General features: G+C 64.1%; 18 protein-coding genes. 7 read left to right on the top strand and 11 right to left on the bottom strand.

The genetic code is table 11. From position 1 onward, the window contains the following. Positions 1–270: 270 nt before the first annotated feature. Both L6639_RS17420 and L6639_RS17415 read right to left on the bottom strand, forming a co-directional pair. Positions 271–2,076 (bottom strand): hypothetical protein, encoded by a 1,806-nt coding sequence (locus L6639_RS17420; protein WP_237862952.1) that lies wholly within the window; start codon positions 2,074–2,076, stop codon positions 271–273. Positions 2,077–2,087: 11 nt separating this feature from the next. Further along, positions 2,088–3,587 carry a hypothetical protein gene (locus L6639_RS17415; protein ID WP_237862951.1) on the bottom strand — a complete coding sequence of 500 codons (1,500 nt, stop codon included), beginning with the start codon at positions 3,585–3,587 and terminating at the stop codon, positions 2,088–2,090. Positions 3,588–3,894: 307 nt separating this feature from the next. Here L6639_RS17415 and L6639_RS17410 point away from each other — a divergent pair, with 307 nt between their 5' ends. Then, the gene (locus L6639_RS17410) at positions 3,895–4,059 is read left to right on the top strand and encodes a Flp family type IVb pilin (protein ID WP_057757281.1); all 165 of its coding nucleotides are present in this window, start codon (positions 3,895–3,897) and stop codon (positions 4,057–4,059) included. Positions 4,060–4,394: 335 nt separating this feature from the next. Here L6639_RS17410 and L6639_RS17405 read toward each other — a convergent pair whose 3' ends face one another. Next, positions 4,395–5,378, bottom strand: coding sequence for a phosphatase PAP2 family protein (locus L6639_RS17405; RefSeq protein WP_237862950.1), 984 nt, complete (start codon positions 5,376–5,378; stop codon positions 4,395–4,397). Positions 5,379–5,651: 273 nt separating this feature from the next. On the opposite strand from L6639_RS17405, the gene L6639_RS17400 reads away from it, so the two are divergent. Next, entirely contained in the window at positions 5,652–6,338 is a 687-nt protein-coding gene (locus L6639_RS17400; protein WP_237862949.1) for a helix-turn-helix domain-containing protein, read from the top strand. Between the two features lie 18 nt (positions 6,339–6,356). Here the strand turns inward: L6639_RS17400 and L6639_RS17395 are convergent, their stop codons facing one another. Together L6639_RS17395 and L6639_RS17390 are read right to left on the bottom strand one after the other, a co-directional pair. Next, a complete protein-coding gene (locus tag L6639_RS17395) occupies positions 6,357–7,733 on the bottom strand; it encodes a SagB/ThcOx family dehydrogenase (RefSeq protein WP_237863344.1) in 1,377 nt (458 codons plus the stop codon). 92 nt (positions 7,734–7,825) lie between these two features. Continuing rightward, positions 7,826–10,066: a TOMM precursor leader peptide-binding protein gene (locus L6639_RS17390; RefSeq protein ID WP_237862948.1), complete on the bottom strand. Its 2,241-nt coding sequence runs from the start codon at positions 10,064–10,066 to the stop codon at positions 7,826–7,828. Positions 10,067–10,987: 921 nt separating this feature from the next. Between L6639_RS17390 and L6639_RS17385 the strand changes: the two genes are divergently transcribed. After that, positions 10,988–11,857, top strand: a complete 870-nt coding sequence (locus L6639_RS17385) for a VOC family protein (RefSeq protein ID WP_237862947.1) — start codon at positions 10,988–10,990, stop codon at positions 11,855–11,857. A gap of 431 nt (positions 11,858–12,288) precedes the next feature. Here the strand turns inward: L6639_RS17385 and pyk are convergent, their stop codons facing one another. Further along, entirely contained in the window at positions 12,289–13,725 is a 1,437-nt protein-coding gene (pyk, locus tag L6639_RS17380) for a pyruvate kinase (RefSeq protein WP_237862946.1), read from the bottom strand. Further along, positions 13,722–14,324 carry a DUF1036 domain-containing protein gene (locus L6639_RS17375; protein ID WP_237862945.1) on the bottom strand — a complete coding sequence of 201 codons (603 nt, stop codon included), beginning with the start codon at positions 14,322–14,324 and terminating at the stop codon, positions 13,722–13,724. Before L6639_RS17375 ends, pyk begins: the two co-directional genes overlap by 4 nt. A gap of 169 nt (positions 14,325–14,493) precedes the next feature. Between L6639_RS17375 and L6639_RS17370 the strand changes: the two genes are divergently transcribed. From L6639_RS17370 to L6639_RS17360, 3 genes are all read left to right on the top strand, one after another. After that, positions 14,494–14,799, top strand: coding sequence for a DUF1244 domain-containing protein (locus tag L6639_RS17370; protein WP_237862944.1), 306 nt, complete (start codon positions 14,494–14,496; stop codon positions 14,797–14,799). Positions 14,800–14,995: 196 nt separating this feature from the next. Next, entirely contained in the window at positions 14,996–15,268 is a 273-nt protein-coding gene (locus L6639_RS17365) for a DUF2312 domain-containing protein (protein ID WP_008546273.1), read from the top strand. 73 nt (positions 15,269–15,341) lie between these two features. Further along, complete coding sequence (locus L6639_RS17360) at positions 15,342–15,767, top strand: DUF1801 domain-containing protein (RefSeq protein ID WP_237862943.1); 426 nt, start codon at positions 15,342–15,344, stop codon at positions 15,765–15,767. 12 nt (positions 15,768–15,779) lie between these two features. Here the strand turns inward: L6639_RS17360 and L6639_RS17355 are convergent. From L6639_RS17355 to L6639_RS17340, 4 genes are all read right to left on the bottom strand, one after another. Next, positions 15,780–16,719 (bottom strand): IS630 family transposase gene (locus L6639_RS17355; RefSeq protein ID WP_377803134.1). Its coding sequence is split into 2 segments (ribosomal slippage): positions 15,780–16,382 and positions 16,384–16,719, totalling 939 coding nucleotides; the frame shifts between segments, so codons are not numbered across the junction. Between the two features lie 104 nt (positions 16,720–16,823). Continuing rightward, the gene (locus L6639_RS17350) at positions 16,824–18,431 is read right to left on the bottom strand and encodes a peptidoglycan L,D-endopeptidase MepK (RefSeq protein ID WP_237862941.1); all 1,608 of its coding nucleotides are present in this window, start codon (positions 18,429–18,431) and stop codon (positions 16,824–16,826) included. 283 nt (positions 18,432–18,714) lie between these two features. Beyond that, positions 18,715–20,970 (bottom strand): L,D-transpeptidase scaffold domain-containing protein, encoded by a 2,256-nt coding sequence (locus tag L6639_RS17345; protein WP_237862940.1) that lies wholly within the window; start codon positions 20,968–20,970, stop codon positions 18,715–18,717. A 347-nt stretch (positions 20,971–21,317) separates the two neighbouring features. Next, positions 21,318–22,814: a sigma-54-dependent transcriptional regulator gene (locus tag L6639_RS17340; RefSeq protein WP_237862939.1), complete on the bottom strand. Its 1,497-nt coding sequence runs from the start codon at positions 22,812–22,814 to the stop codon at positions 21,318–21,320. A 127-nt stretch (positions 22,815–22,941) separates the two neighbouring features. Here L6639_RS17340 and L6639_RS17335 point away from each other — a divergent pair, with 127 nt between their 5' ends. Beyond that, positions 22,942–24,840: a M3 family oligoendopeptidase gene (locus L6639_RS17335; RefSeq protein WP_237862938.1), complete on the top strand. Its 1,899-nt coding sequence runs from the start codon at positions 22,942–22,944 to the stop codon at positions 24,838–24,840. The last annotated feature ends 89 nt before the right edge of the window (positions 24,841–24,929 follow it).

Here is a 24,929-nt window from a genome sequence, read left to right as displayed (position 1 = left end):
TTCAGGCCATTTGCGTAGCCCCGATCTGGCTGCATTGAGCCGCGTCAGGCACGAGGCCGACGTAGCCCGGATGGAGCGTAGCGTAATCCGGGATCGGTACTCTAGAGAAGGCCCCGGATCGGGCGGAGCCTGTCATCGGGCGGCGCTTCGCGCCGACCCGTTGGATCCATCCGGGCTACGGCCGCTCCTCTGTTGCTGCGCCTTCCATATCGTCCCGCACATGCGCAAGAGGCCCGGCCGATCGGGATCGAATCTGCGGCACGCGCTCTCTCACTTGCGCACGCGCCACACCGTCCAGCCGGGTTTTGACACGGCCTGTATGGGCTCCAGATAGTCCGGAGCTTCGCCGCGGCCGAGATGTGCGGCAAGGCCCTCCGGTGCGATGCGAACGAGATCCTCCTGATCGAAGGAGCCGTTGCACGTCAGGATGTAGTCGACCTGCCGCGCGCGGAGCAGGGCGCGGGCGGCCTCAGGTGTTGCCGTCATCGCATGCACCATGGCGAGGTTGCCGTCATTATTGCGGTGGTAGGGACCGGCGAAGACGGAGTGCTCCGTCGCGGCCAGGATCGCAGAACCGGAATCGATCGGCGCCATCACGCGTCCGGGAGGCAGGCCGGCGAGCGGCGCGGCGCTGGAGATGGTCTGACAGGACGCGGCGGGATCGGGCATCGCGATCTTCTGTCCGCTCGTGCCGGCGGCGAGCGCCGGCCAGACCGCAAGTCCGATGCCTCCAAGTGTGGCGGGCGACACCAGCAACGCCACACGCACCAGCCGCCAACCGGCCACGATGTCAGTGCGAAGCCCGACAATTCCGGCGACGCATAGCGGAGCGGCAACGATATTGGCCGCGGCAGCGCCACGCAATTCCCACAGGCTCTCGCCGACCAGCGCTGCAAGCGTGACGGTCGAAACGATCCAGCGAAAGCGCGTTTGCGGCGTGCAGCCGATCATGGCAACAACACACAGGCCGAGCGTCAGCAAGGGAAACGCATAATAGCCGAGCAGCTTTTGCGGCTGCATCTGTGCCAGTTCAGTCAGCGGCATGGTCTCGACGACGCGGTCAAGCCAGAAGCTGACGAGCAGGGGATCGACCTGCGCATAGGGCGACGCAACGCAGCTCGGATACGATCTGTAGAATGCGCCCAGCAGCAGCGCGCCGGCGAGCGCGCTCGCCGCCAGCCGCGCCCACAAGGGCCCGCGTATGCGGGCAACACCGGCAACCGCGAGCAGGGCGACGCCGCCGCCCGCACACAACAGCAAGATGGGCCCGCCAAAGGCATCGCAGACGGGCCTGGCGAGACTGTTCATCGGGAGCAGCAGCAGCGCCAGCAGCAGCGACGACCCGGCAAGGCCTGCACCAAAGGCACAGGCGGGGCGCAGGACTTCACTGCCTTTCCACACCAGCAGCCCCACAACGGTCGCGCTCGCCAGGGCGATGGCGGGCAGCATTTCCAATCCGACCGACAGCGAAAGCGCGGCGCACAACCCAGCCAAAGCCGCCTTGTCCGCGCGGTGTTCCAGGTCGGAGATGCAGAGCACGAAGCCGAGCAGCAGCACGATCTGCAGATTGTGATGATCGATCGCGCCGGAGCGGAAATGGATCAGGGCGGGGATCGACAGCGCCGTGATCAGGATCGCCGCAAGCTTTGCCCGCTTCCTGTCTGCAGGGGCGCATGCCTGACTTGCGATCGTCGCTGCGAGCCATAGCGCGGCGCCCATCAACAGCGACGGCCACAGCACCAGCGTAAGCCCTTCGGCAAGGTGCTGGCCGAGCAGCGGACGGAACAAGAGGATCAGCATGGCCAGGGGCGCATCGACGATGCGGGACCAGTGCATGGCAATTCCGGGCGGGTCGAGCCGGTATTGGGTCAGGTCGAACCAGCCCTGGCCGGCCAGAAGATCGCGGACTTCGACCAGACGCAGGGCGTCGTCGGTCGACAGCGTGTCGAACACGCCGGTCTTGATCGCGGGAAGGCCGAGCGCGACCACGATCGTTGCCCAGGTTATCGCGAGCACGATCGCAGGCGTCGGCTCCGTGGTCGATCGTGGCACGGTCGGTGGGACGAACGGCGACATTGTCCGGCGTCTCAATTTGAGTGTGCGGGCATGGGCGTCTCGCCCGTGCTCGCCTCGTCATCCCGCACATGGATCACGGCGATGTCGTCGGCATAGAGCCGCTTCCATCCCTTGATGTGATCGAGCACCTGGGCGGCGGGGCTGTCGGCGACCAGCAGCGTGGCGTCGATCTTGTACTCTTCGAGCAGCCGCGTCAGGTTATCGAGCTTCTTGACCTCGATCGCCTTGAAGAAGTCCATCACGAACTTCTCGCCATAGAGCTCGGCGCGACCGTCGACGAAAACAGGAATGTCGCGCGAGATCAGGTAGCCGCCGAACTGGTAGGCATTGAAGATGCGCTGCGCCTTGCGTTGCTGCAGCAGGTCGACCGCGGTAACCGGCGTCTGGTTCATCGTGAATGTGAAGCGGTGATGCGACATGTAGATCGAGGTCGAGGTCCAAGCCGCGGCCGCGATCATCAGCGCCCCCATCACCGTGACATAGCGCGCGGCTCCGCTCTCGGTGCCTTGCGTGAGCTGCGGCAGCGGCGACTTCTCGCCCAGCGGCTTTGCCAGCACCAGCGGCACAAGGAAGGCAAAGGCCTCGATGCTCCTGACATGGGTGAGGCCCATCCAGGTGAACAGCAGGATCAGCAGAATGCGTGGCACCGACAGTGTGAGGCCGCGAAACAGGCCGAGGGCGATCAGGCCGAGAATCGCGCCTTCAAACGCGGAGAAGGAGGCGAAATTCGCCGGCATCCATTCCGAGATGACCGAGAGCAGCTCGCCGAGGTTGAGGATGTTGGTGGCGCCCAGCAGCGTCCGCCAGCCATAGGGCGTGACGCAGGCAGCCAGCATCGCGGCGACGCCGAACAGGAACCAGCGTCCGAGAAGCCGGATCTGCTTGGCCGAATCGAGCGTCCAGATGGCTTCGAGCGCCATCGGGCCGATCAGCGCGAGGCCGAGCACGAAGCCGCCATGCAAACTCGCCCACAGCGACATCAGCGGCAGCCAGACCCAGGACGGCGTCACCTTGCGATCGGCCGCGTTCATCAGCACGCCGACCCATGCGATCATCACCGGCAGCGCCAAAATGTGCGGCCGCGCCAGGATGTGATGCAGCGACAGCAGCACTGCCAGCATCGCGAACAGAACCGAGCGCGGAATTTCAAGATGGGCGTCGAGCAGGTAAACGAAGATCGCGGCCGAGGCGGCGATCGCGAGCGCGGTGAGGATCACCGGCCCCGCCCAATCCCATCGCGCGTAGGTGATGGCGTACAGAATTTGCGACAGCCAGGAGGTCGAGATCCAGGGCTCCCCTGGCCGCGTGAACGAATAGAAATCGGTGTAGGGCAGGGCGTGGTGATCGAGGATCCACTGTCCGATCTTGATCTGCCAGAACGAGTCGGAGTCCTGAAGCAGCGTGTCGCCGACATAAAGGAAGAAGAGATAGGCACCCGCGCCGACACACAGCGGCACCAGCGCTCGCGCGCGGCTCTGCACGGTGATGCTGTTGGTGAAGGAAAGCGACATGCCGCCTCGTGTTGTTCTTGGGAGCGTTGGCCGAGCGGGCGGCATTGGACCACGGCGGTCATAACTTCCAGTAAATCGGCGGGGCGATCGCGTCTGGCGCGGCATTGTTTCCGCGCAATTTAACCGATTGTTTTAGATTTCGGTTTACCATCGGCGAATACGTGTAGACCCTTCTCTGTTTGCGCAGTCGAATTAACTGCGGCGCAATTCTTTGCCCTTACGTTCGGTTCCATGGTCAGGCGGCGCTGGGAAGCCGAAGAAACCAGACCAGACCAGTTGAAGCCTCGTGTATCTTTTGGAGCAGTCTATGAAGAACCTCGTTTCGCGTTTCGTGAAGGACGAATCCGGCGCCACCGCCATCGAATACGGCCTGATCGCTGCCGGCATCGCGCTGGCGATCATCACCGTCGTCAACAACCTCGGCTCGACGCTGAACACCAAGTTCGGCTCGATCTCGACCAGCCTCAAGTAAGCTGAGACGAATTCAGAGTTCAGAGAGCCCCGTCCTCGGACGGGGCTCTTTTCGTTTGGGGGGCGCTGCGTTGAAGGTTTCGTAGGGTGGGGCAAAGCGAAGCATGCCCACGTCAAGTAGATGGCACGGCGTATCCCCCGCGTCATTGCGAGCGCAGCGAAGCAATCCAGGCTGTCTCCACGGAGGGATTGCCGGATTGCTTCGCCGCGCTCGCAATGACGAGGAAGCGGGAGCCACTTTTCGCGATTGCAAAGAGAGTGTGGGCACGGCGCTACGCGCCTTTGCCCACCCTACGAGAGCTGTGGATTTGATTGATCGCGGCGCTACTCGCGCGCTTATTCCGCAAGACTCGGCTGCCACACCGCCGATGTAGCCGGCGCTGCCGAGACCCGCGCCGTGCGGTTCATCCATTCCAGATAGGCCTTCGCGGCCCAGATCGAAGCTGCCGCCAGCGCAACACCGCCGGCGACGTCGACGATGTAATGCGCGCCGATGACAGGCGTCGCCGCGATCATCATGAGGTTGAGGGCCGCTGCAGCACCGCCGATGCGCCGCACCGGCCACAGCGCCCACATGTAGAGCACGGCGGATGCGGCGTGGAAGCTCGGAAACGAGACGATGCCGGAGAGCTTGAACAATTGCATCTCGTGCAGGCTGCCGTCGCGTAAGCCCAGGATGTCGCGCAACTGCCCGGCGTAAATGGCGGTGTTGATGTCGGGGAGGTGGGCCGCGGGCAATTGCAGTGCGTAATAGGTGCCGATCGCCGGCACGAGGGCCGAGATCGCGATGGTGATGGCGAGCGCAAGGCTCATTGCCAGCATGAACAATTGCAGCCGCACGTAGCGCGCCGTCAGCGTCAGCACGATGGGGATGGCGAGCAGGGGCCATTTGATCAGGCCGTAGCTGCGCGACAGGATGTCGGCGAGCCAGGGATGATCGTTGACGAAGCGCGCGATCGGCTCGGGATCGAGGCCGAGCGCGCGATCGATCGCGAGCAGCGCCTGATCCTGCAGCGGCCAGCCCATCTTGCCCGCGACGTAGCTGAGCGGCCCGACGATGGCGCAGGTGATGATCACTTGACCGATCGTGCCAAGCGAGAAGATCAGTTTCGGATCGGCGAGATCGCCTTTGCCGATGCGGTGGCGATAGGCAATGACGACGAAGAGCGCGGCGATTGCCAGCGTCGTGCCGTAGGCGACAGGCTCGAGCCTGAGGCCAGTGACATCAAGGCCGAGCGTCAGCAGGCTGCCCATGAACACGATGGGAAGCCAGTTCAAATGGAAGAGCTGCCAGGCGGTCTTGGCGTCCGTATCGACCATGCTGCACCGGGTTGGATCGCAGCCACAGTCGCTGGCCGGCTTTAAGACCGCGGTAAGAAGTGTGGTCAGCCGTTTACCAATGAATTCCCTGCAATTTGAGCGGTTTGCAGTGCAGCGACGCAAGTGAGGTCAGGCGTGACGCATGACGCATTTGCTGCTTGTCATCCCCCCTGAATAGTTGTTCAGTCCTTGCGGGGCGATTTGCAGCGAATTCGGTGACGAAGCGTTCGGCCGCGGGGCGTGCGGCAGGCGTGGTGGGACAGGAAGCGCGCCATGGTTTATCGGCGGACGCATCAAGTGGTTAAGCGCCTTGCGGCTCGGCGCAGCGCGATCCTGGCGGCGGCAAGGGAAGCCGCAGCCGAAGGCGGCATGGCGGCGGTGCAGATCGCGCCGGTCGCCGTCCGGGCCAATGTGGCGGCCGGCACCGTCTACCGCTACTTCCCTTCCAAGGCCGAGCTGATCTCCGAACTGATTTCCGAAGTCTCCCGTGACGAGCTCGCGGCCATCAGGCGGGCGGCCGATGCCGCGCCGGGACCGTCCTCGGCGCTGGCGGCGGCCGTGACCACGGTGGCCGTCCATACCCTGTCGCAGCGGCGACTCGCCTGGGGCATCCTGGCCGAGCCCGTCGATGTCGATGTCAGCGCCTCCAGGCTGGCCAGCCGCCGCGAGATCGCGGGCGAGATCGCCGCACGGATCGACGCTGCGGTCCGCGCGGGCCATCTGCCGGCGCAGGACACCGCGCTCGCCGCAACCGCGCTGCTCGGCGCGTTGCATGAGGCCCTGGTCGGTCCGCTCGCGCCTGACAATCTCGAAGACCCCGCCAAGATGCGCGACGCTGTCCAGACCGTGACGCTGCTGGCGCTGCGCGCCGTCGGCGTCATGGACGCCCGCGCGCGTGGTCTCGTCGTGCAGCAGACGCTGCTGCCGACGACCAAGGCGCTGGTCGGGGCTGCGGGCTGAGCCGATCGCAAAAAGGCTCTAGCCCGGGATCGACCGGTGCGCGCTGCGTCCCAGCGCGAACTGACCAACCGGTCCCTCGACGTGGAATTCGAGCCCCGTCATTTTTGCAAACAGATCAATATTGCTGGTGCCGATGGCACAGCCGCCAAGGCCCATATCGGCCGCCGCAAGGTAGAACGTCTGGATCATGCAGCCGACATCCTTCAGGACCAGCGAATATGCGATCGAGCTGTATTTCCAGGAGATCCGCCCGAAGCGTGCAGCGATCGTGATCAGGACCTGCGGCGGCCCGGATGCGTCCATGGAAAACTCGGCCGCCGCGAGAAGCGCCCGGAGCTGCTCGGGGGAGGCATCGAGCGTGACCAGCGCGTGGCCTCCGGCGTCGTAGTGGTAAAATCCGCGCGCCAGACCCTCGCAGTTGGAGACCGCCAGATACAGCTCCAGCTCATACGCACTGCCGGCCGCCGGATACGGTCGTGAGGTGTAGGTGACCTCGGAGCCGCCGTCGACATCGGCGCCGCTCTTCCATTCCGACAACACGCGGGCCGTGGCGCCGAGAAACTGCGCAAGCTCGGGAAGCGTGACGGGATTCCGATCGTCGAAATCCCGCGTCGAATGGCGCGCGCGGAGCAACTGCACGAACGGCGACGCCGGCTCGGGCAGGGCCAATTTGTCGAGGGAGACCGACTTGCCGGGCCAAGGCGGGCGCAGCGCGGGCAGCGGCGGAACGGCGGCAGCATAGGCGTACGCGCCGCCAACCGGATCGGTATGCCGGCCCTCCGTGCTCCGCGTGTGAAATACGAGATCGTGGAAATCCCAGAGAACGAGATTGCCGTCGCCTTCGTTGACCCGAAGGCCGTCTCTGTCTTTCGTATCGAGCTTGATCAACATCCCGCTGCTGAGCAGCAATCCGAGCAGACCAATGTCCAGCGCGGCCGCCTGCCTGCGAAGGTTGCTGATCTTCTGAGGCCGCGACAGGGCCGCGAGCGTGGCGGCGATGGCGGGATCGCAAATCCGGAACAGCGCGCCGGCGCGCGGCGATTCCAGCACCATCTCGTTGTCGCGCCGGCGAAGATAGGCGAAGCGCGACAAGGCGAGAGTATCGCCGTTCGACAGCTTTGCGGGTTCCGGCCAGTATTCCGCGATCTGTGGCTCGATAACGACCACGTCTCGCGCGTCACGGGGCGAGAACAGGCGATAGTCGAGGAGCCCGTGCCGCGCCAGCCGCTGCACCAGGGCATGAACCTGCCTTGCGACGATACTTCTGCCGGGAAGGGAGGCGAGCGGCAAGCCGGTGGCGAGGGGGCCTGCGCGTTCGATCGCCGCGCGGCTGTATTGTCCGAGGTTGAGCGAAGTATCGCCGGACACGGCGGCAACGCTTCCGTCGGCCTGCATATGCAGGGAGAAACGGCCGTTCAGCCGGGCGGCGATGACGAATGCGACTTTCCTGGCCAGCTTTTTCCGGGAGGTGCGCACGGAAGCAGCCTTCAAGTGTGCGGCAGGAACGGGGTCAGTTCGCTTTCCAGGCGTGGGCGGTCCAGCAGCCCAAGCTTCACCGGCACATCGTAAAGCCGGCCGGGCCCGAAGCGACGATAGAAATGCCGCAAGCCCGGGACAAGCACTCTGACGACGGGGACCTCGACGTCGGGTCGTGTCTGGTCGAGCACGAGGAAGTCGTATCCGGCGCGGACCGCGATCTCGACGCAGGCATTGACCTGGTCGCGCGTATTGTCGTGAAGCTTGATATCAGGCGCCGGCGGGATCACCGGATTGTCGCTCGGGATCAGGAACGGATAATCGTCGAGCCGCAGCGGCGTGACACCGTCAAGCGATGGCTTCTCGCCGCTTCCGCCGTCCATCAAGCCAATCGACATGAACTGAGTCAGCTCGGTGAGCGAACGCAGCAGGGCGATGCGGCGATCGAAATGCGAACCGGACCCGAACTCGATGTTCTCGTGCCCATTTTGCATCCAGTGCATGATCGCAACATAAGAGGGAATGCCGAGATCGCTGGTGATGTCGAGGACCCAAAGCCGGCGTCCCGCATCGGCAAACTGGCGCTGCAGATCCCGTACGTAGGAATCCTCGAATTCTGCGAGATCGACTTCCGCACGCTGCACGCGATTGTACCACCAGATCGCGTAGGCATCGCGTTCGACCAGTTCGAGGAAGCCTTGAACGATGGCTTCCTCGCGTGTGTTGCCGGCTGCGCAACCGTTCGAATCCGTGTGGAAGCCGCCATAGAAGAAATACAAGAGGCCAGTCGGAAGATATTTGAACCGCTTGTCGCGCATCGACCAGACCGGCGACCATTCGGTCTTCATCGAGGGATCGAACGGCTCGGGAACCGGATGTGAATCGTCGGGCAGAGGGATATGCCGGTTTTGGAATTGCAGGTCGCTGAAGAACTGGACGTCGTTTGGCAGAAGCGCCTCACCGGGAGCGAAATCGGCGAAGCGTCGCGTCGTCCTGATCTCGTCACCCTGGAAAATGCCGGAATAGCGTTCGATCGCCTCCATCAGCGCGCTGGCCTCGCCCTGCTCGGCCGTGGAGCCCTTGCCGAAGCTGCCGCCGCTCAGGCCGGACCTGAGTTGGTCGACATTCCACGCCGGCGCAGAGAAATTATGGTAAGCGAAAAAATTGGTGTTCATCGGCAGATCGGCTTCGATCCGCTCGAGCCTGGATACCACGCCGGTCAGCGGGCTGACGTGTTTGCGGAACCGCGCCACGGTGGCCCGCGACGTCACGGTGCGGTATCCGCCGCTGGTCATGACGAGCCGTCTGCCTTCGGCAATCTCGATCGGCGCTGCCGCCCGCCGCGGATTCCTCAATTTCTTGCTGCCACAGGTCGCGCATTGCGGACGTTTCGCAACGTAGTGCTTGGCGATGGCGGCCCCGGTGAGGTCGACGCTTGCGATGTGATCGCTGAGATCAGTGCGAAATCCGGAGGCGATCGCCTTTGCAATTTCAATGGCAGCGAAGTGGACCCCGGTCTGTCCGACACTCTCGCTGACCAGGGGCGATGTTGCGACCGCTTGCGCCGCCCCGCGATCGAGAAATCCCTTGATCTCGCGATTGCGGATCATGCGATCGTGCAGGCAGGTCCAGCAGGCGCTTTCGCCCGGCTTGAACACCGGCCCCACCAATGGAAAAACGCCGGAGGGCTGAACCAGCAGCCAGGGCGTTCCGTCGGTGACGCGTTCCCCGTTCAATTCGGCGAGCGTCGGTTCGAGATAATCGTTCACAAGCGTGACGATGAGTTTGGGCGACCGCTTGGCGATTTGAACTCCGAGCTTGGTCAACGCCGCGCTCAACTCGCTGGCACCCTTGACGTCGATCGATTCCACCCGCACCGGCCAGTTGCGCAGGTTCTCTTCGGCGATTTCGGCAGGCAGGCCGAGGCTTGCCCAATATCCATCAACGGGGCTCGCGTGCGATGCCCCGCTGACGACGTAGCGGCGCTCCAGCAGACGCCGGATCGCTTCCTCGATCTCGGCCACGGGAAAGTGTTTCGAGAGCTGGCGGATGATATCCTGGGCAGCACGGCCATTCTTTCCGATCGCGCTCGCCACTGCGTAATAGAGATCACCATGCAGGAAAAATTTGCGGTTCTCTGAATAGAGACAGACCACATTGGGAGGAAGCAGGTAGGCGGTGAAGTTTGGCGCGAAACGCAAAACGGTCTTGCGGGTCGGCTTCGCGGTGCGGCTCTTTCGCTTGATTGTCATCGGGGGCGCACGCTGATCCTGTTTCCGCCATGTTCGGTCGTTGGTGTACGACGAACGTCTTGCTGGCCCGACTTGTGCCGAGCGCTACCGGATTTCTTGACATGAGTTGGAACACACTCGTTCGCCATCGGCAAGCCGAGCAGGGAGACGAAGCGAACGCGGTGGCGACGAAAGCAAATTGGCCGGGTCGTGTGCGAGCCCGGCCAATGAAATTGCATCATGTCGATGTCGAGTCAGATGCTCTGGCCTAGCACCAGCGGCAGCGCCCCCATGATGCGCAGCATCCCGTGCAAGCTACCGGCACTGGCAACGGCAGGCCGATCCAGCCAACGCCGCAGCCGCCACAGCCACCGCAACCGACGCCGCAGCGACAGGCTCGGCAACCTGCGCAACCTCTGCAGCCACCACACCCTCTGCAGCCTCCGCAGCCGCGACAACCACCGCATCCCCGAGCCAGCAGCACATGGCTCAGTTCTTTCTTGTCGTAGGCCAGATGAAAAGTAGCGAGGCTGACGTCGGCGAGTTCTTCTTCGCTGAGCGCCGTGTACCGACCGGAATTGGAGTTCGGCCTTTGTTGAACATCGCCTGTCGGCAACGCGGACGCTGCCGCGCTTCCCGCCAGCGAAAACGTCAATCCGGCGAGGCCGAGCGCCGGCATTGCGGTTTTGGTCTTGCTGTTCTTTTTCGAAGCTTGTCTCGTCCGCCGCATGGCCGCATCCTCCATGGCTTCAGGTCCGATCTTCGCTGATGATCCTACGCCGAGCAAAAAGGGCGGGCAAGATTCGCGGATACACAAAAGAGTATGGGCCCGTTCGCACGCATTCATCTTCATGAATGACATCACTGTAATTTTTCGTCGATATCGATGGACGGCCGTGATGCGGTGCGCAATCGTCAGGGAGCTCAACCGGAGAGGCGAGCTTGGCCGATCAATTTGGACGCTTCGTTTGGTATGAGCTTCTGACGACGGATGTGCCGTCGGCAGCTGCCTTTTACGCCGAAATTGTCGGCTGGGCCGTGAAGGATGCGTCGAGCCCGGAACTTGCCTACACGCTGCTGACGGCGGGTGCTGCTCCGGTCGTCGGGCTCATGGATCTCCCCGAAGAGGGAGTACGGATGGGGGCAACGCCGAGATGGCTGGGCTACGTCGGCGTCGATGACATGGATGCGACGGTCGCGCAGATCCTCCGACTGGGAGGCGCCATCCTGGTGTCTCCGACCGACAGCAACATCGGCCGCATTTCGGTGGTCGCCGATCCGCAAGGAGCGACGTTTGCGTTGGTCAGCCGGCTGGCATTTGGCCTGATGCAAACGAGCGGGTCGTATCAGCCCGGGCGCGTGGGCTGGCACGAGTTGCTGGCTGAAGACCGACGCACGGTTTTTCCATTTTATGGCAAGGTTCTCGGCTGGCGACAGGCCTCCGCCGAACTGGATCCGGCAAGCGTGTATGATTTGTTTTCGGTAGCCGGGCAGACGATCGGCGGCATGCTCACCAAGCTACCGAGCGTAGCGAACGCCTGTTGGCTTCACTACTTCAATGTCGAGGACATCGGCGCCGCAGCCCGGCGGGTCATGACCGGCGGGGGCCGGGTCCTTCACCAGCCGATCGAGTTGCCCGATGGCGGCTGGATCGTGCGATGCGTCGACCCCCAGGGCGCCCTGTTTGCGCTGCAGGGCGCTTGGGATCACAAGGGCGTCGGGAGATCCTCGAGCTCGGAAGTCAGCTGGTCCTCCGAATGGGAGGGCATTGCTTCACGGGGCAGGATGGTGATCCACAAGACCAAGCGCTAAAGCGCGATGCGATTGGGATGAATCGATGCGTGCCAAGAACTCGAGTCACCTCTCCCGCAGGGAGAGGTCGGATCGCATCGTAAGATGCGATCCGGGTGAGGGGTTACAGTCTCACTGTGCGCCGCGGCCCCTCACCCGGATTGCTCAGGCGCGCAATTGCGCGCCATAGCAATCCGACCTCTCCCCGTTGGGGAGAGGTGAAACACGGACCGCCGACCAAACCTAATTTCATCACGCTTTAGAGCATGATCCGGGAAAGTGTGAAGCGGTTTTCCCTCGCGACACCAGCGGAACGCGTTTGCGCGGAGATCATGCTCAAACAAGGAGTTAAAGCGCGATGACGATTCAACCCAATCTCATCGCGCTTTAGACCAGCCCGCTACTGTGCATGGGGTTGTTTTCGCTTTTTGGTCGGCGGCCTGCCGGCCGCCTTAGATATTCGCCTCGCCCTCCGGGCCGACCGAGGCGATGCGCACCATGTTGGTGGTGCCGGGAATGCCGAGCGGCACGCCGGCGACGATGATCACGCGCTGTCCGGCGCGGACGAAACCGTCGCGGAACGCGATCTGGCCGGCGCGGTTCACCATGTCGTCCTGGTCGCGCGCATCCTCAGCCACCACGCAATGCACGCCCCAGACCACCGCGAGCCGGCGCCCGGCCGTGATGTTCGGCGTAATCGCCACGATGGGTGGCTTCGGCCGCTCGCGCGCCACGCGCACCGCAGTCGAGCCGGAGCTGGTCCAGCAGATCAGGGCGGGCAGGTCGAGCGTCTCGGCGATCTGCCGGGCGGCATCGGCGATGGCGTCGCCGGCGGTGGATTCCGGCGCGGGGCGCTGGGCCATGATCACGTCCCGATAGATCGGGTCGCGCTCGACCTCCTCGCCGATGCGGTTCATGGTCGAGACCGCCTCGACCGGGAATTTGCCGGCCGCCGACTCCGCCGACAGCATGATGGCGTCGGCGCCCTCATAGACGGCGGTGGCGACGTCGGAGACCTCGGCGCGGGTCGGCACCGGCGACTGGATCATCGATTCCAGCATCTGGGTCGCGATCACCACCGGCTTGCCGGCGCGGCGCGCCATGCGCGTCATCTGCTTTTGCAGGCTCGGCACGCGCTCGAGCGGCAGTTCGACGCCGAGGTCACCGCGCGCCACCATCAGCGCGTCGGAGGCCTCGATGATGTCGGCGAGACGGTCGATCGCCTGCGGTTTCTCGATCTTGGCCATCACGGCGGCGCGGCCGCGGATCATCTTCTTGGCTTCGATCACGTCGTCGGCGCGCTGCACGAAGGACAGCGCGATCCAGTCGACACCGGTGACGAGGGCCGCCTCGAGGTCGGCGCGGTCCTTCGGCGTCATCGCCGAGACCGGCAGGTCGGTGTCCGGCAGGCTGACGCCCTTGCGGTCGCTCATCTTGCCGCCGACCACGACGCGCGTCACCGCGTGCTCCTTGGTGGTCTCTTCCGCGATCAGCCGCACCTTGCCGTCGTCGAGCAGCAGCGCGTGGCCGGGCCGCAGGGCGGCCAGAATCTCCGGATGGGGAAGGTTGACGCGGGTGGCATCGCCCGGCGTCTTGTCGGAATCGAGCGTGAAGGTCTGGCCGTTCTGGAGCTGCACCGCGCCTTCGGCGAATGCCCCGAGCCGGAGCTTCGGGCCCTGGAGGTCGACCAGGATGCCGATCGGACGGCCGTAGCTACTCTCGACATTGCGGATCGTCGCCACCAGCTCCCGCATCTTGTCATGCGGAGTGTGGCTCATGTTGATGCGGAACACATCGGCGCCAGCCTCGAACAGGCGGCGGATCATCGCGAGGTCCGAAGAGGCAGGTCCAAGGGTCGCGAGAATCTTGATACGGCGAAGGCGCCTCATGGCTTATTTCCAGACGGTGGTGACGAGGGAGTTGGCGGGAGGCCAGGTGCCGCGGGGGGCGTACCACCGGGCGGACTATTGGGCAAACCCGGAACGCCGCCACCAGGACCCACAGGGCCGGGCATGCCGGGGACGCGCGGCTGCGTCGAAGGCTGCTCGTTGGCGTCGGTGAGCTGCACCGTCCAGGCCCGCTGCTCGCCGGTGTCGACCTCGAAATAGCCGGTCCGGTCATAGCCGCGCGCCAGGCAGTCCTCGGTGCCGCGGATGGTGAATTCCTTGTCGCGCGAGCACATGAAAGCCTGCCCCGACCATTCGCCGCCGCGGTCATAGTCGATCGCGTAAATGTAATAGTAGCGGGCGACCAGCGTTCCCCGCAGCAGGGTCTCGCAGGAGCGGGACGAGATGTTCCACCAGCCTTCGGTGGTCCAGCCGTCGGCGTCCTTGTAGCCGAGCGCGATGCCCACCCGGCTTGAGGTGTTGTTGCAGAGGCGGAAGTCGGCCGAGGCCGGGCTGGCCCAGAGGCACAATAAGCCAACCGCCAGCACCGGGACCAACCGGGCGAGCAGGCGAAGGGGGGAGCGGGGAGATTCGGCGATCATTGTCGCGGAACGTATACCAGATGATTGACGATTTGGCGTAGGGGCCGGGGACGTGCCCATTTGTTGGCCCAGCGGCCGTTTGCGCCGCGATATGGCAAAATCTGTGACAGGACCCCACCTGATCCCGTAAGGGTGACCACCATCAAGGGCGCAGCCGAGGAATCCAGCCATGGCCATTGACGACAAAACCAGAACGGAGCTCGAGGCGGCCGCTTTCCGGCGCCTGGTCGATCATTTGAAGACGCGGACCGACGTCCAGAACATCGACCTGATGAATCTGGCCGGCTTCTGCCGCAACTGCCTGTCCAACTGGCTCAAGGACGCCGCGGACGCCCAAGGCGTCGCGCTGAGCAAGGATGCGAGCCGGGAAGCCGTCTACGGCATGCCCTACGAGACCTGGAAGGCGAAGTACCAGGGCACGGCCACCGCCGAACAGATCGAGGCGATGAAGAAGGTCCATCCCCACAATCATTGAGGGGGACTGTCCGCGCCGCGGCCTGAGTCGCACCACACAACAGCTTTCTTTGCTCACCTGCAGGAAGGTGTGGGCGCGCTGTGGACGAGCGCGATGCTTGCTTGAACGCTGACGGCGTCAACCCTAAGGGTCTACCCAGCACGCGCGGTGGATGCCGGCGTCACCTCGTTTTGCCAGTTCCATTGGGAGTACCAAGATGGCCACCTCCGCCGCCGTCCGCGACGACGAGCCCGCGACGAAATTTGCCAAGGACCAGCTCAAATCCATCATCGAGCGCATCGAGCGGCTGGAGGAAGAGAAGAAGGCGATCTCCGACGACATCCGCGACGTCTATGCCGAGAGCAAGGGCAACGGCTACGATGTCAAGGCGCTGCGCACCATCGTGCGCCTGCGCAAGCAGGACCCCAATGAGCGCGCCGAGGCCGAGACGATTCTCGAGACCTATATGCAGGCGCTGGGAATGATCTGAGGCGTTTGCGCCTCCGACGTCACTCGGGCTACAAATCGCGGCTGTTGCACTTCGTTTGTGAACGGAGACGTCAGTGACTGCGCCGCCGCTGCCGCGTGAGGTGATCAGTGCCTTCGGCGCTCTTCCGGCGCCGATCGGCAAGCGGCTGTTCCAGGTGCGCGACCTGATTTTTGCGATCGCGGCGGCGGATGACAATGTCGGCCGTCTCACCGAGACGCTGAAATGGGGCGAGCCTGCCTACCTGACCGATGAGACAGGCAGCGGTTCGACCATCCGGCTCGGCCGCCTCAAGGACTCCGACCACGCTGCCATTCTGTTCAACTGCAAGACGACGCTCGTCGACACCTTCCGCGAGCGCTTTCCCGATCAGTTCGAATATCGGCAGACCCGGGCTCTGTTGCTGCCGGTGGCCGGCAAACTGCCGAAGCAGGCGCTATCGGTCTGCCTGTCGTTGGCGCTGACCTATCATCTGGATCGGCGGGGAAAGAGGGCGCGCTAAAGCGTGATGGCATTAAGTTCGATAGCCTGAATTTTTGAGGTAGTTGGCGCATTCCTCAGGAGTGAAGGCATCGAGTGCATGGCCGATTGCGGCGCAGACCGCGTCGACGGTTCGCGCCGCGGCTTTGCGGAGCAGGTGCTTGAGCTTGGCAAAGACTTGTTCGATCGGGTTGAGGTCGGGCGAGTATTTTGGCAGGAAGAAGAGCTTGGCGCCGACGGAGCGGATGAGCTGGCGAACTGCTTTGCTCCTGTGGCTGCCGAGATTATCCAAGACGACGATATCGCCAGGTCGAAGGACGGGCAGAAGGACTTTCTCGACATAGGTGCGAAAGCTCATGCCATCGATCGGCCCCTCGATGAACCATGGCGCATCAATCCGGTCATGGCGCAGGGCCGCCAAGAAGGTCATGGTCTTCCAGCGGCCGTGGGGAACCTTGGCGTGAAGTCTGCTCCCGCGCGGCGCCCATCCCCGCAAGGGCGCCATATCGGTCCTCGTCCAGGTCTCGTCGATGAAGACCAGCCGCTCAGCTTCGACGCGGCCTTGATATTTTGTCCACTGGGCTCGCCGCCGCGCGACCTCGGGTCGATCGCGTTCGCCAGCCGCCACGCTTTTTTTTGAAGCTGAGCTTCTCGGCGTGCACGAAATCCCACACTGAATGGTAGTCGACCTTCAGGCCACGTCCCGCAAGCTCGGCAACGAGGCCCCGTATGGTGAAATCGCCATCCTTGATCCGTTGCGACAGCCAATCCGCGTGGTCTCCCGAAACCGCCTTCGGCTTGTGACCGCCCATCTGGCCAGGCTCGACGCTACCAGTCTCCTCGACCCGCTGCATCCAGCCGATCGCTGTGCTGATCGCGACCCCAAACTGCTTGGCCGCCTGGTTGCGGGACATCCCGCCCTTGATCGCGGCTACGACACGCTTGCGAAGATCCAGAGAATAAGGCTTGCCCATCCATGCTGGCCTCCTTCCAGCCAGCATGGTGAATCAGAAACCCACTGATTTGGGAATCCCAAATCGATTCAACCTAACCCCATCCCGCTTTAGGCGATCGGCCTTTAGCGCAGCGCGGCCGTGCGCATGACGAAGGACGTCGTCTCGATCTTCGTGGTCGCGCTGCCCGAGAAACCGTCGCAGGACAGGCCATGCATCGGATCGTCGGTGAAGCCCATTGCGACCACGGCCTGCGGCTTGACGAAATAAGCGCGCATCGCAGCCATATCGAGCTCGCCCATCAGCGTGACAGACATCGCCCGGCTGGCGCTCGGCGACAGCATCACGATCTTGAGCCAGATGCTCTCGCCCTTGGCCGCGGAGAGCCGCGTTGCGGTTGCGATCATCCCTTCGGTGCTCTTGCCGACGACGGTGTTGATCTCGGTGGCCGGCGCAGCGTTGCGGGCGACGGACGCCGCACGCACGCCGTGCGGGATTGGCGCCGAGGCGGCGACGACGCGGGAGCGGTCGACTGGCGAGGCGGAAGCGGGCGCAAAGGCCAGCGCCTGATAGGCGGCGTTGGAGACGCTCGCGGTCGGTTGCGGATCGGTCGCGGCGGCCAGCGCCTGGCGCGCCCTGAGTGCTGCAATCTGCGCCGGTGTCGCTTGCTGCGGCGCGGCCGGAGTATCCCAGAAGCCGCGGGCATTGATGATGTCGGCCGGGGACTCGAACTTGCGGGCTGCCGGCTTGTCAGCCACGGGCTCGGGCTTCGGCTCAGCTTTCGGTTTCGGCGGCGCAACGAGCTGGGCATCGGCCGAGGCGAGCTGGATGGCGGAGGCGACCGACGGCTTGGCGCGCGGCGTCGGCACAGGATCGGCGGGTTTGCTTGCGGCGGCGACCACGGTGGGCTTGGCGGCCGGGGCGGGAGCGCCCTCGTCATCCTCGTCGGCACTGGCTGCCGGAGCCTGTTTGCTCTTGAACAGGGCGGCGAAGAAGCCTGGCTTACCGGCGCCATCGTCGCCACCGCCGCGACGCTCGATCTCGGCCTTGGCCAGCTCATAGCCCTTCAACGGCACACCGTCGGTTGGCAGATGCACCGTCTTCCCGTCGGGGAAGACGCGGGCGAGCTGGTCATGCGTCATGCGCGGCCAGTGCCGAATGCTGCCGGTGTCGAGATGCACGAAGGGCGAGCCGGAGGTCGGGTAGAAGCCGACGCCGCCGCGTTGGAGGCGGAGGCCCGCGAAGCGGATTTGCTCCAGCGGAACGTTCGGGATGTAGAAGTCCATCGCATGGCCCAGCATGTGCTGGCTGAAGCGCGCCACGCCCGAGGAGCGGCGGCGCAGCATGGCGTTGGTGGCGGGGGAGCGATAGGAGGAGATGATCTGGATCGGCTGCTTGCCGTCGACGTCGCGATAGACTTCCCAGAGGATGTCGAACAGGTGACGGTCCATCACCGTCTCGTCCTGGGTGCGCCAGTCGCGCAGGAAATGGTTGAGCGTCTTCAGCGCGGCTTCGTCGTAGCGGCCGTCGCGCTTGAAGGTGACCGTAAGGTCTTCGCCCGAATGGGTGTGGTGGAAGGAGAGCGTCTTGGTCTCGTTCAGCGCCGCGGCGTTATGGACCGAGCCGGCAGCCGCAAACAGCACCAGCGAAGCGAGGCCGATCCGAGATCCGACCTTCACTCCCGCATGGGACAGCGACAACGCAGCGAATTTGCGTGCGAAACCAGTCAGCACGAATGAGCCCACCCAGTCGACGAGCGTTCAAAATGGACTCTCCCGCCAACCCCGTTAGCGCGCGAAAGAGGATGAACGCTTTCTTAAAGCGAGAAGGTTAATCCGAGGTTGACCTTCCCGCCCCCAAACCAAGTCAGACTACAATCCTAACCGGTTGAGTGTGGCGAAAAAACGCCAGCCGCCCGAACTCGGGTGGAGAATGGTTAACGTTAAGCGACCCTATCCAGAGGAAAGGGTCGCTGATTTTATTGAAGAATTTCAGGGATTGAGGGCAGGCCGCGGCTCAGCGGGTGAAGACCCGCTGCTGCCGGCGGCCAACCGGAGCCGGCGGCTGAGCCGGTGCGCCGCCGCCGAACAGCCGCTCGAAGAAGTTCAACCCGGACGAGCCGCCATTGTTGGCGATCGCTACACCCGAGGGCAGCGTCGTTGCCGGGCGCGAATAGCTCGGCTGCGAATGGGCGACGACGTTCTCGAGGTCCTTGCCGCGGCTGTTCTTCAGGATGTTGATCATGGTCGCGTCGCGGCCATAGACGTCCTTGCGGAATTGCAGCTTGCCGCCGTCGTCCACGAACGCGGTTTGGTAGGTGATGTTGACCGGGATCGGGGTCGGGAATTTCAGGTCGACCTCACCCGAGCCGTACATGCCGCGCACGCGCTCCGGGGTGTAGTGCTCGTTCGGCATGGCGATGTTGAGCAGGACCGAGGCGTACTGATCCGGATATTGCACGCGCATGCAGCCATGGCTGAAGGCGCGCTCGTCCTTGGCGAACAAATACTTGTCCGGCGTGTCGTGCTGGTAGACCAGGAACTTGTTCGGGAAGTTGAAGCGGATGCGGCCGAGCGCATTGGCTTCCCCGGGCGGCTGCGAGATGTGCACCGAGCCGTCGCGGTTCTGCTCGAGCTTCAAGCCCATGCGCTGAAGCACGGTCGGGTCCTGCTGCAGCGCCGGCAGATACTCGCCATAGACGATCGACGGCGGCACGTTCCAGGTCGGGTTGACCGTGATGTACTTCATCGTCTCGGTCAGCAGCGGCGTTGCGTGCTGGCCCGGCTTGCCGGTGACGACGCGGGTGGTCCAGACCTGCTGGCCGCGCTGCATCACCTTCAGCGTGTAGTCGGGAATGTTGAGGATGACATAGGCATCGCCGAGCGAGGGGACGCCGAGGTCGCGCGGCAGCCAGCGCCAGCGCTCCATGTTCACCAGCACGGTGTCGATCTGCCTGTCACGCTTCGGGCTGTTCAGCGCCTTCACGGTCGGCGCATCCAGCACGCCGGTCGCCTTCATCTCGGCGCCGTCCTGGAATTTGCGCACGGCTTCGGCAACCGTTGCGTCATAATGGTCGTCGCTGGCGTTCTCGGTGATGCCCAGCTTGGCGCGAAGCTGCGGCACGCGCGGGTCCTGCGCGACGATTTCCGCCTGCTTCTTGCCCTTGGCGGGGGTGTATTTCAGCGCAGGGCCGTCGGTGATCTCGATCACCGGACCGTCGCCTTGACCGCGCAGCTTGGCAAGCTGCGCCTTCAGCTCCTTGTAGAGCTTCTGCGGCGGGTTGTAGCTGTCGAGCGCGGCAGAGGCGTCGGCTGCGGTCGTGACCTTGGTGAGCACCTCGCTCGGATCGACCGGATGCTCGGGATAGAGGATATCGGCGCTGACCTGGGACCAGTGCATGCGGCCGCTCTGCGCCTGGCGCGCATAGTCGAACATGCTGGCGGTGAGCTTCAGCTCGGCATCGGCGAGCGCATCGGGCGTCGTGGCGGCGACGAAGTCCGGCACCGGATAGTCGGCCGGATTGAGACCGTCGGAGGCCGCATCCTTCAGCCGCGCGATCACGCCCTTGGCCGCAGCGGTCAGGCTGCCGGCTTGCGTCCAGACCGGCGCGAAGTCGCGGGCGCCGTAGAACTTCTCGGCGGCGGCACGTTCGTTCTTGCGGTCGAAATGGCGCGAGGTCTTGGACCCGAGGATGTCCTTGATCTTGTCGGCGACCGGCTGGTCGGCGGCGGGAACGTTGCTCGCGGCCTTCACCGGCTCGGCGGCCGGAGTTGCGGCTGCCGCCGCCGGAGCAGCGGGGCTGGCCGATGGCGCGGCTGCGGTGTCAGCCTTTGCCGAGTCAGATTTGGCGGGCTCAGATTTGGCCGCTTCAGATTTGGCGGGCTCGGTCTTAGCGGGCTCGGTCTTGGCAGGTTCGGTGGTAGCCGTCTCGCTCTTCGGCGCCTCGGCGGCGGGCGTCGTGGCGATGTCGGCAGGTTTGGTTTCGACCTTCTCTGCGGCTGGAGCGGCTTCGGCCTTCACAGGCTCCTTGGCCGCATCCTTCGGAGCGTCCTGAACTGTGGCGGTGGTGTCGAGCTTGATGTCGGATGCGGTCGGGGGCGGAACGTTTGCGGGCTCGGGGCGCGGGATCGCAGCTTCGATCGCGAGTTCGGCAGCGCTGCTGCGCGCCTGATCCTGTGCCAGCGCCGAGCCGGCCGACACCGTGATGAAGGTCGCTGCGACCACCGCCAGAACGCGGTCAAAGCCTGCACGGTGGTTCAAACAGTCACGCATTGTATCGCACCCCTCGGGTGAGCTGTCCCTCGTGGAACAGCTTTCGTTATCGCCTAATTGAGCTTCGGCTAAATCGCGCCGGCCTCTCGAAAGTTACACGCCTGCACGCAACGATTCATACGCAGACGATATACAGGCCCCGTTTTCACAGCTAGCGCTACCCCGGGAAACTCACGACAAACTGACTTCAAGACAGTCTGTTTGCAACGGATTGTGCGGCTTTGCCCCGCGCTTTTCCCGCTGTCTGTCACTTCCAAGTCACGGTTCCGGCCGGAGCCGAATTTTGCCGTAATTCAACGGGTTGCGGACGCCTCACGAATGCGCGCGAACTGCCATTCGCATGAGGTTCAGTGCGTCTCTTCGCCGCTTTTCCCGCCATGTCCGGGACCCCCCGCTTCGTCGAGTTTGCGATACAGCGTGGACCTGCCGATCTTGAGTCGGCGCGCCACCTCGGACATCTGTCCACGGTAGTGCGAGATCGCGAAGCGGATGATCTCGCTCTCCATGTCCTCGAGCGGACGAACATCGCCGGTCGGGGTCAACATGGAGAGGGATCCTGCCAGGGGCAGCGGTGCGATGGGTATTTCGCTACCCGATACCACCGGGGGCGCCGCGATCGGCTCGATCATCAGCGGGGCGGTCGGAATCTCCGTCGCGGAATGCGGGTGCGAGGCCAGCAGCGGGAAATCGTCCAGGCCGAGCTGGTCGCCCTCGCTCATCACCACCGCGCGGTAAACAGCGTTTTCGAGCTGGCGGATGTTGCCGGGCCAGTCGAGCTGGGCGAGATGGGCCACGGCCTCGCCAGTGACGCCGGAGATCGCGCGGTTCTCCTCGGCGGCAAAACGCGCCAGGAAATGCCTGAGCAGATGCGGGATGTCCTCGCGGCGGGCCCTGAGCGAGGGGATCGTCAGCGGCAGCACGTGCAGGCGATAGAACAGGTCTTCGCGGAAATGGCCCTGCTTGACCCGGTCCAGCAGCTTGCGATTGGTCGCTGAGATGATGCGGACGTCGACCTTCACGGGCTTGCGGCCACCAACGGCCTCGACTGCGCCCTCCTGCAGTGCGCGCAAGAGCTTGACCTGCGCGGTCAGCGGCAGCTCGCTGACCTCGTCCAGAAACAGCGTGCCGCCGTGAGCCTCGAGGAATTTGCCGGTATGCCGCTCAGTCGCGCCGGTGAAGGCGCCCTTCTCGTGGCCGAACAGGATGGACTCGACGAGATTGTCGGGGATCGCGCCGCAATTGACCGCAACGAACGGCTTGGCCTTGCGCTCGCCGCTGCCATGGATGGCGCGGGCGAACATCTCCTTGCCCACGCCGGACTCGCCTTCGATCAGTACGGGGATCGACGAGTTTGCCGCCTTCTGGGCCGCGCGCATCACCGGCGCCATCGCTTCGGCGCGCGTGATGATGTCGGAGAAGGTCAGCCGACCCTCGCGGCTGTGACGGATGCGCTGCAATTCGCCCTTGAGCGCGGAGGCATTCAGCGCGTTGCGAAGCGAGACCTGGAGCCGCTCCAGTCCGACCGGCTTGACCACGAAGTCGGCCGCACCGGCGCGCATCGCCGAGATCACGTTGTCGATGCCGCCATGGGCGGTCTGCACGATGACGGGCACGCTGAGGCCCGCCTCGCGGATTTTCGCCAGCACGCCCATGCCGTCGAGGCCGGGCATCACGAGATCGAGGATCATCGCGTCGATCGCGGGTGCGTCGGGGCCGGTGAGGGTGGCGATCGCAGCGTCGCCGGATTCGACGACGACCGTCTCATAGCCGCATTTCTGCACCATGTTCTCGACCAGGCGGCGAGCTACGGCGTCGTCGTCGGCGATCAAAATACTGGCAGCCATGGTGCTCCCCGCACGCTACTACTATCTGTCTCGAATCGGGTCACTCTGGCCGAAGCCGATTAACGCACTCTTAAACCTTGATGCCCCCGCCCACCGTCGCGATTGTTGAACACAGGTTTCCCACACAATGACTTCGCGCTCCAAAGCTGCTCTCACAAAGAACGCTGCTCTTCGTAAGCCCGCCGCCAAGAAATCCGCCGTCAAGAAATTGGCACCCAAGGCAAAGTCCTCCGCGAAGCCTGCGAGCAAGACGGGCAAGCTTCCGGAGTGGAACCTTGCCGATCTCTATTCCGGGATCGACGCGCCGGAAGTGGCGCGCGATCTCGAAACGATGGATGCCGATTGCGTCACGTTCGAGACCGACTACAAGGGCAAGCTCGCAACAGGCACAGCAAACGAAGATGGCGGAAAATGGCTCGCGGAGGCCGTGCGACGCTATGAAGCGATCGACGATCTCGCCGGCCGTCTCGGCTCCTATGCCGGTCTCGTCCATGCCGGCGACAGCGTGGACCCTGCGATTTCAAAGTTTTACGGCGACGTCTCCGAGCGGCTGACGGCGGCCTCGACGCATCTCTTGTTCTTCGCGCTCGAACTCAACCGCATCGATGACGATATTTTGACTCGCGCGATGCAAACCCCGGAACTCGCGCATTATCGTCCGTGGATCGAGGATCTGCGCAAGGAGAAGCCGTATCAGCTCGACGACAAGCTCGAGCAGCTGTTCCTGGAAAAGGCGCAGACCGGCTATTCCGCGTTCAACCGTTTGTTCGACCAGACCATCTCGGGCCTGCGATTCAAGGTCGGCGCCAACGAACTCGCGATCGAGCCGACGCTGAATTTCCTGCAGGACCGCGACGGCGCCAAGCGCAAGGCTGCGGCGGAAGCGCTGGCAAAAACCTTCAAGGCCAATGAGCGCACCTTTGCGCTGATCACCAACACGCTCGCCAAGGACAAGGACATCTCCGACCGCTGGCGCGGTTTCAAGGATGTCGCGGATTCCCGCCACCTGAACAATCGCGTCGAGCGCGAAGTGGTGGATGCGCTGGTCGCCTCGGTCCGCGCGGCCTATCCAAAACTGTCGCATCGCTATTACGCGCTGAAGGCGAAGTGGTTCGGCAAGAAGAAACTGGCTTATTGGGACCGCAACGCGCCGCTGCCGTTCGCGGCGACCGACGTCATCGGCTGGCCCGATGCACGGAACATGGTGCTGACGGCCTATCGCGGCTTCTCGCCGAAGATGGCCGACATCGCCGAGCGCTTCTTCACCGATCGCTGGATCGATGCGCCGGTGCGTCCGGGCAAGGCGCCCGGCGCATTCTCGCATCCGACCACGCCGTCGGCGCACCCCTACGTGCTGATGAACTACCAGGGCAAGCCGCGCGACGTGATGACGCTTGCGCATGAGCTCGGCCATGGCGTGCACCAGGTGCTGGCCGCCAAGAACGGCGCGCTGATGGCGCCGACGCCGCTGACGCTGGCGGAGACCGCGAGTGTGTTCGGCGAGATGCTGACGTTCAAGCGGCTGCTTGCCCAGACCAAGAATGCAAAGCAGCGCCAGGCGTTGCTCGCCGGCAAGGTCGAGGACATGATCAATACCGTGGTGCGGCAGATTGCGTTCTATTCGTTCGAGCGTGCCGTCCACACCGAGCGCAAGAACGGCGAGCTCACCGCGACGCGGCTCGGCGAGCTCTGGCTGTCGGTGCAGGGCGAGAGCCTGGGTCCGGCGATCGAGATCAAGCCGGGTTACGAGAACTACTGGATGTACATCCCGCACTTCATCCATTCGCCGTTCTACGTCTACGCCTATGCGTTCGGCGATTGCCTGGTGAACTCGCTCTATGCCGTCTACGAGAACGCGGCCGAGGGCTTTGCCGAGCGCTATCTCGACATGCTCGCCGCCGGCGGCACCAAGCATTATTCCGAGCTGCTGCGGCCCTTTGGGCTCGACGCCAAGGATCCCAAATTCTGGGATGGGGGCCTGAGCGTCATCGCCGGGATGATCGACGAGCTGGAGGCGATGGGCTGAAGGGCGCGAATGCCTGGATTTAGGGCAGGGCTGCCGCGCGGCATCTGTTGAACCCCGGTTCAGCAAAGCAAATTCCGCGCGCCGGATCC

The sequence above is a fragment of the Bradyrhizobium zhengyangense genome (genome assembly GCF_022012555.1).
GTDB lineage: Bacteria > Pseudomonadota > Alphaproteobacteria > Rhizobiales > Xanthobacteraceae > Bradyrhizobium > Bradyrhizobium zhengyangense.
The sequence above is the reverse complement of the archived record's forward strand: the minus strand, read 5'-3'. Positions and strand labels throughout refer to the sequence as shown.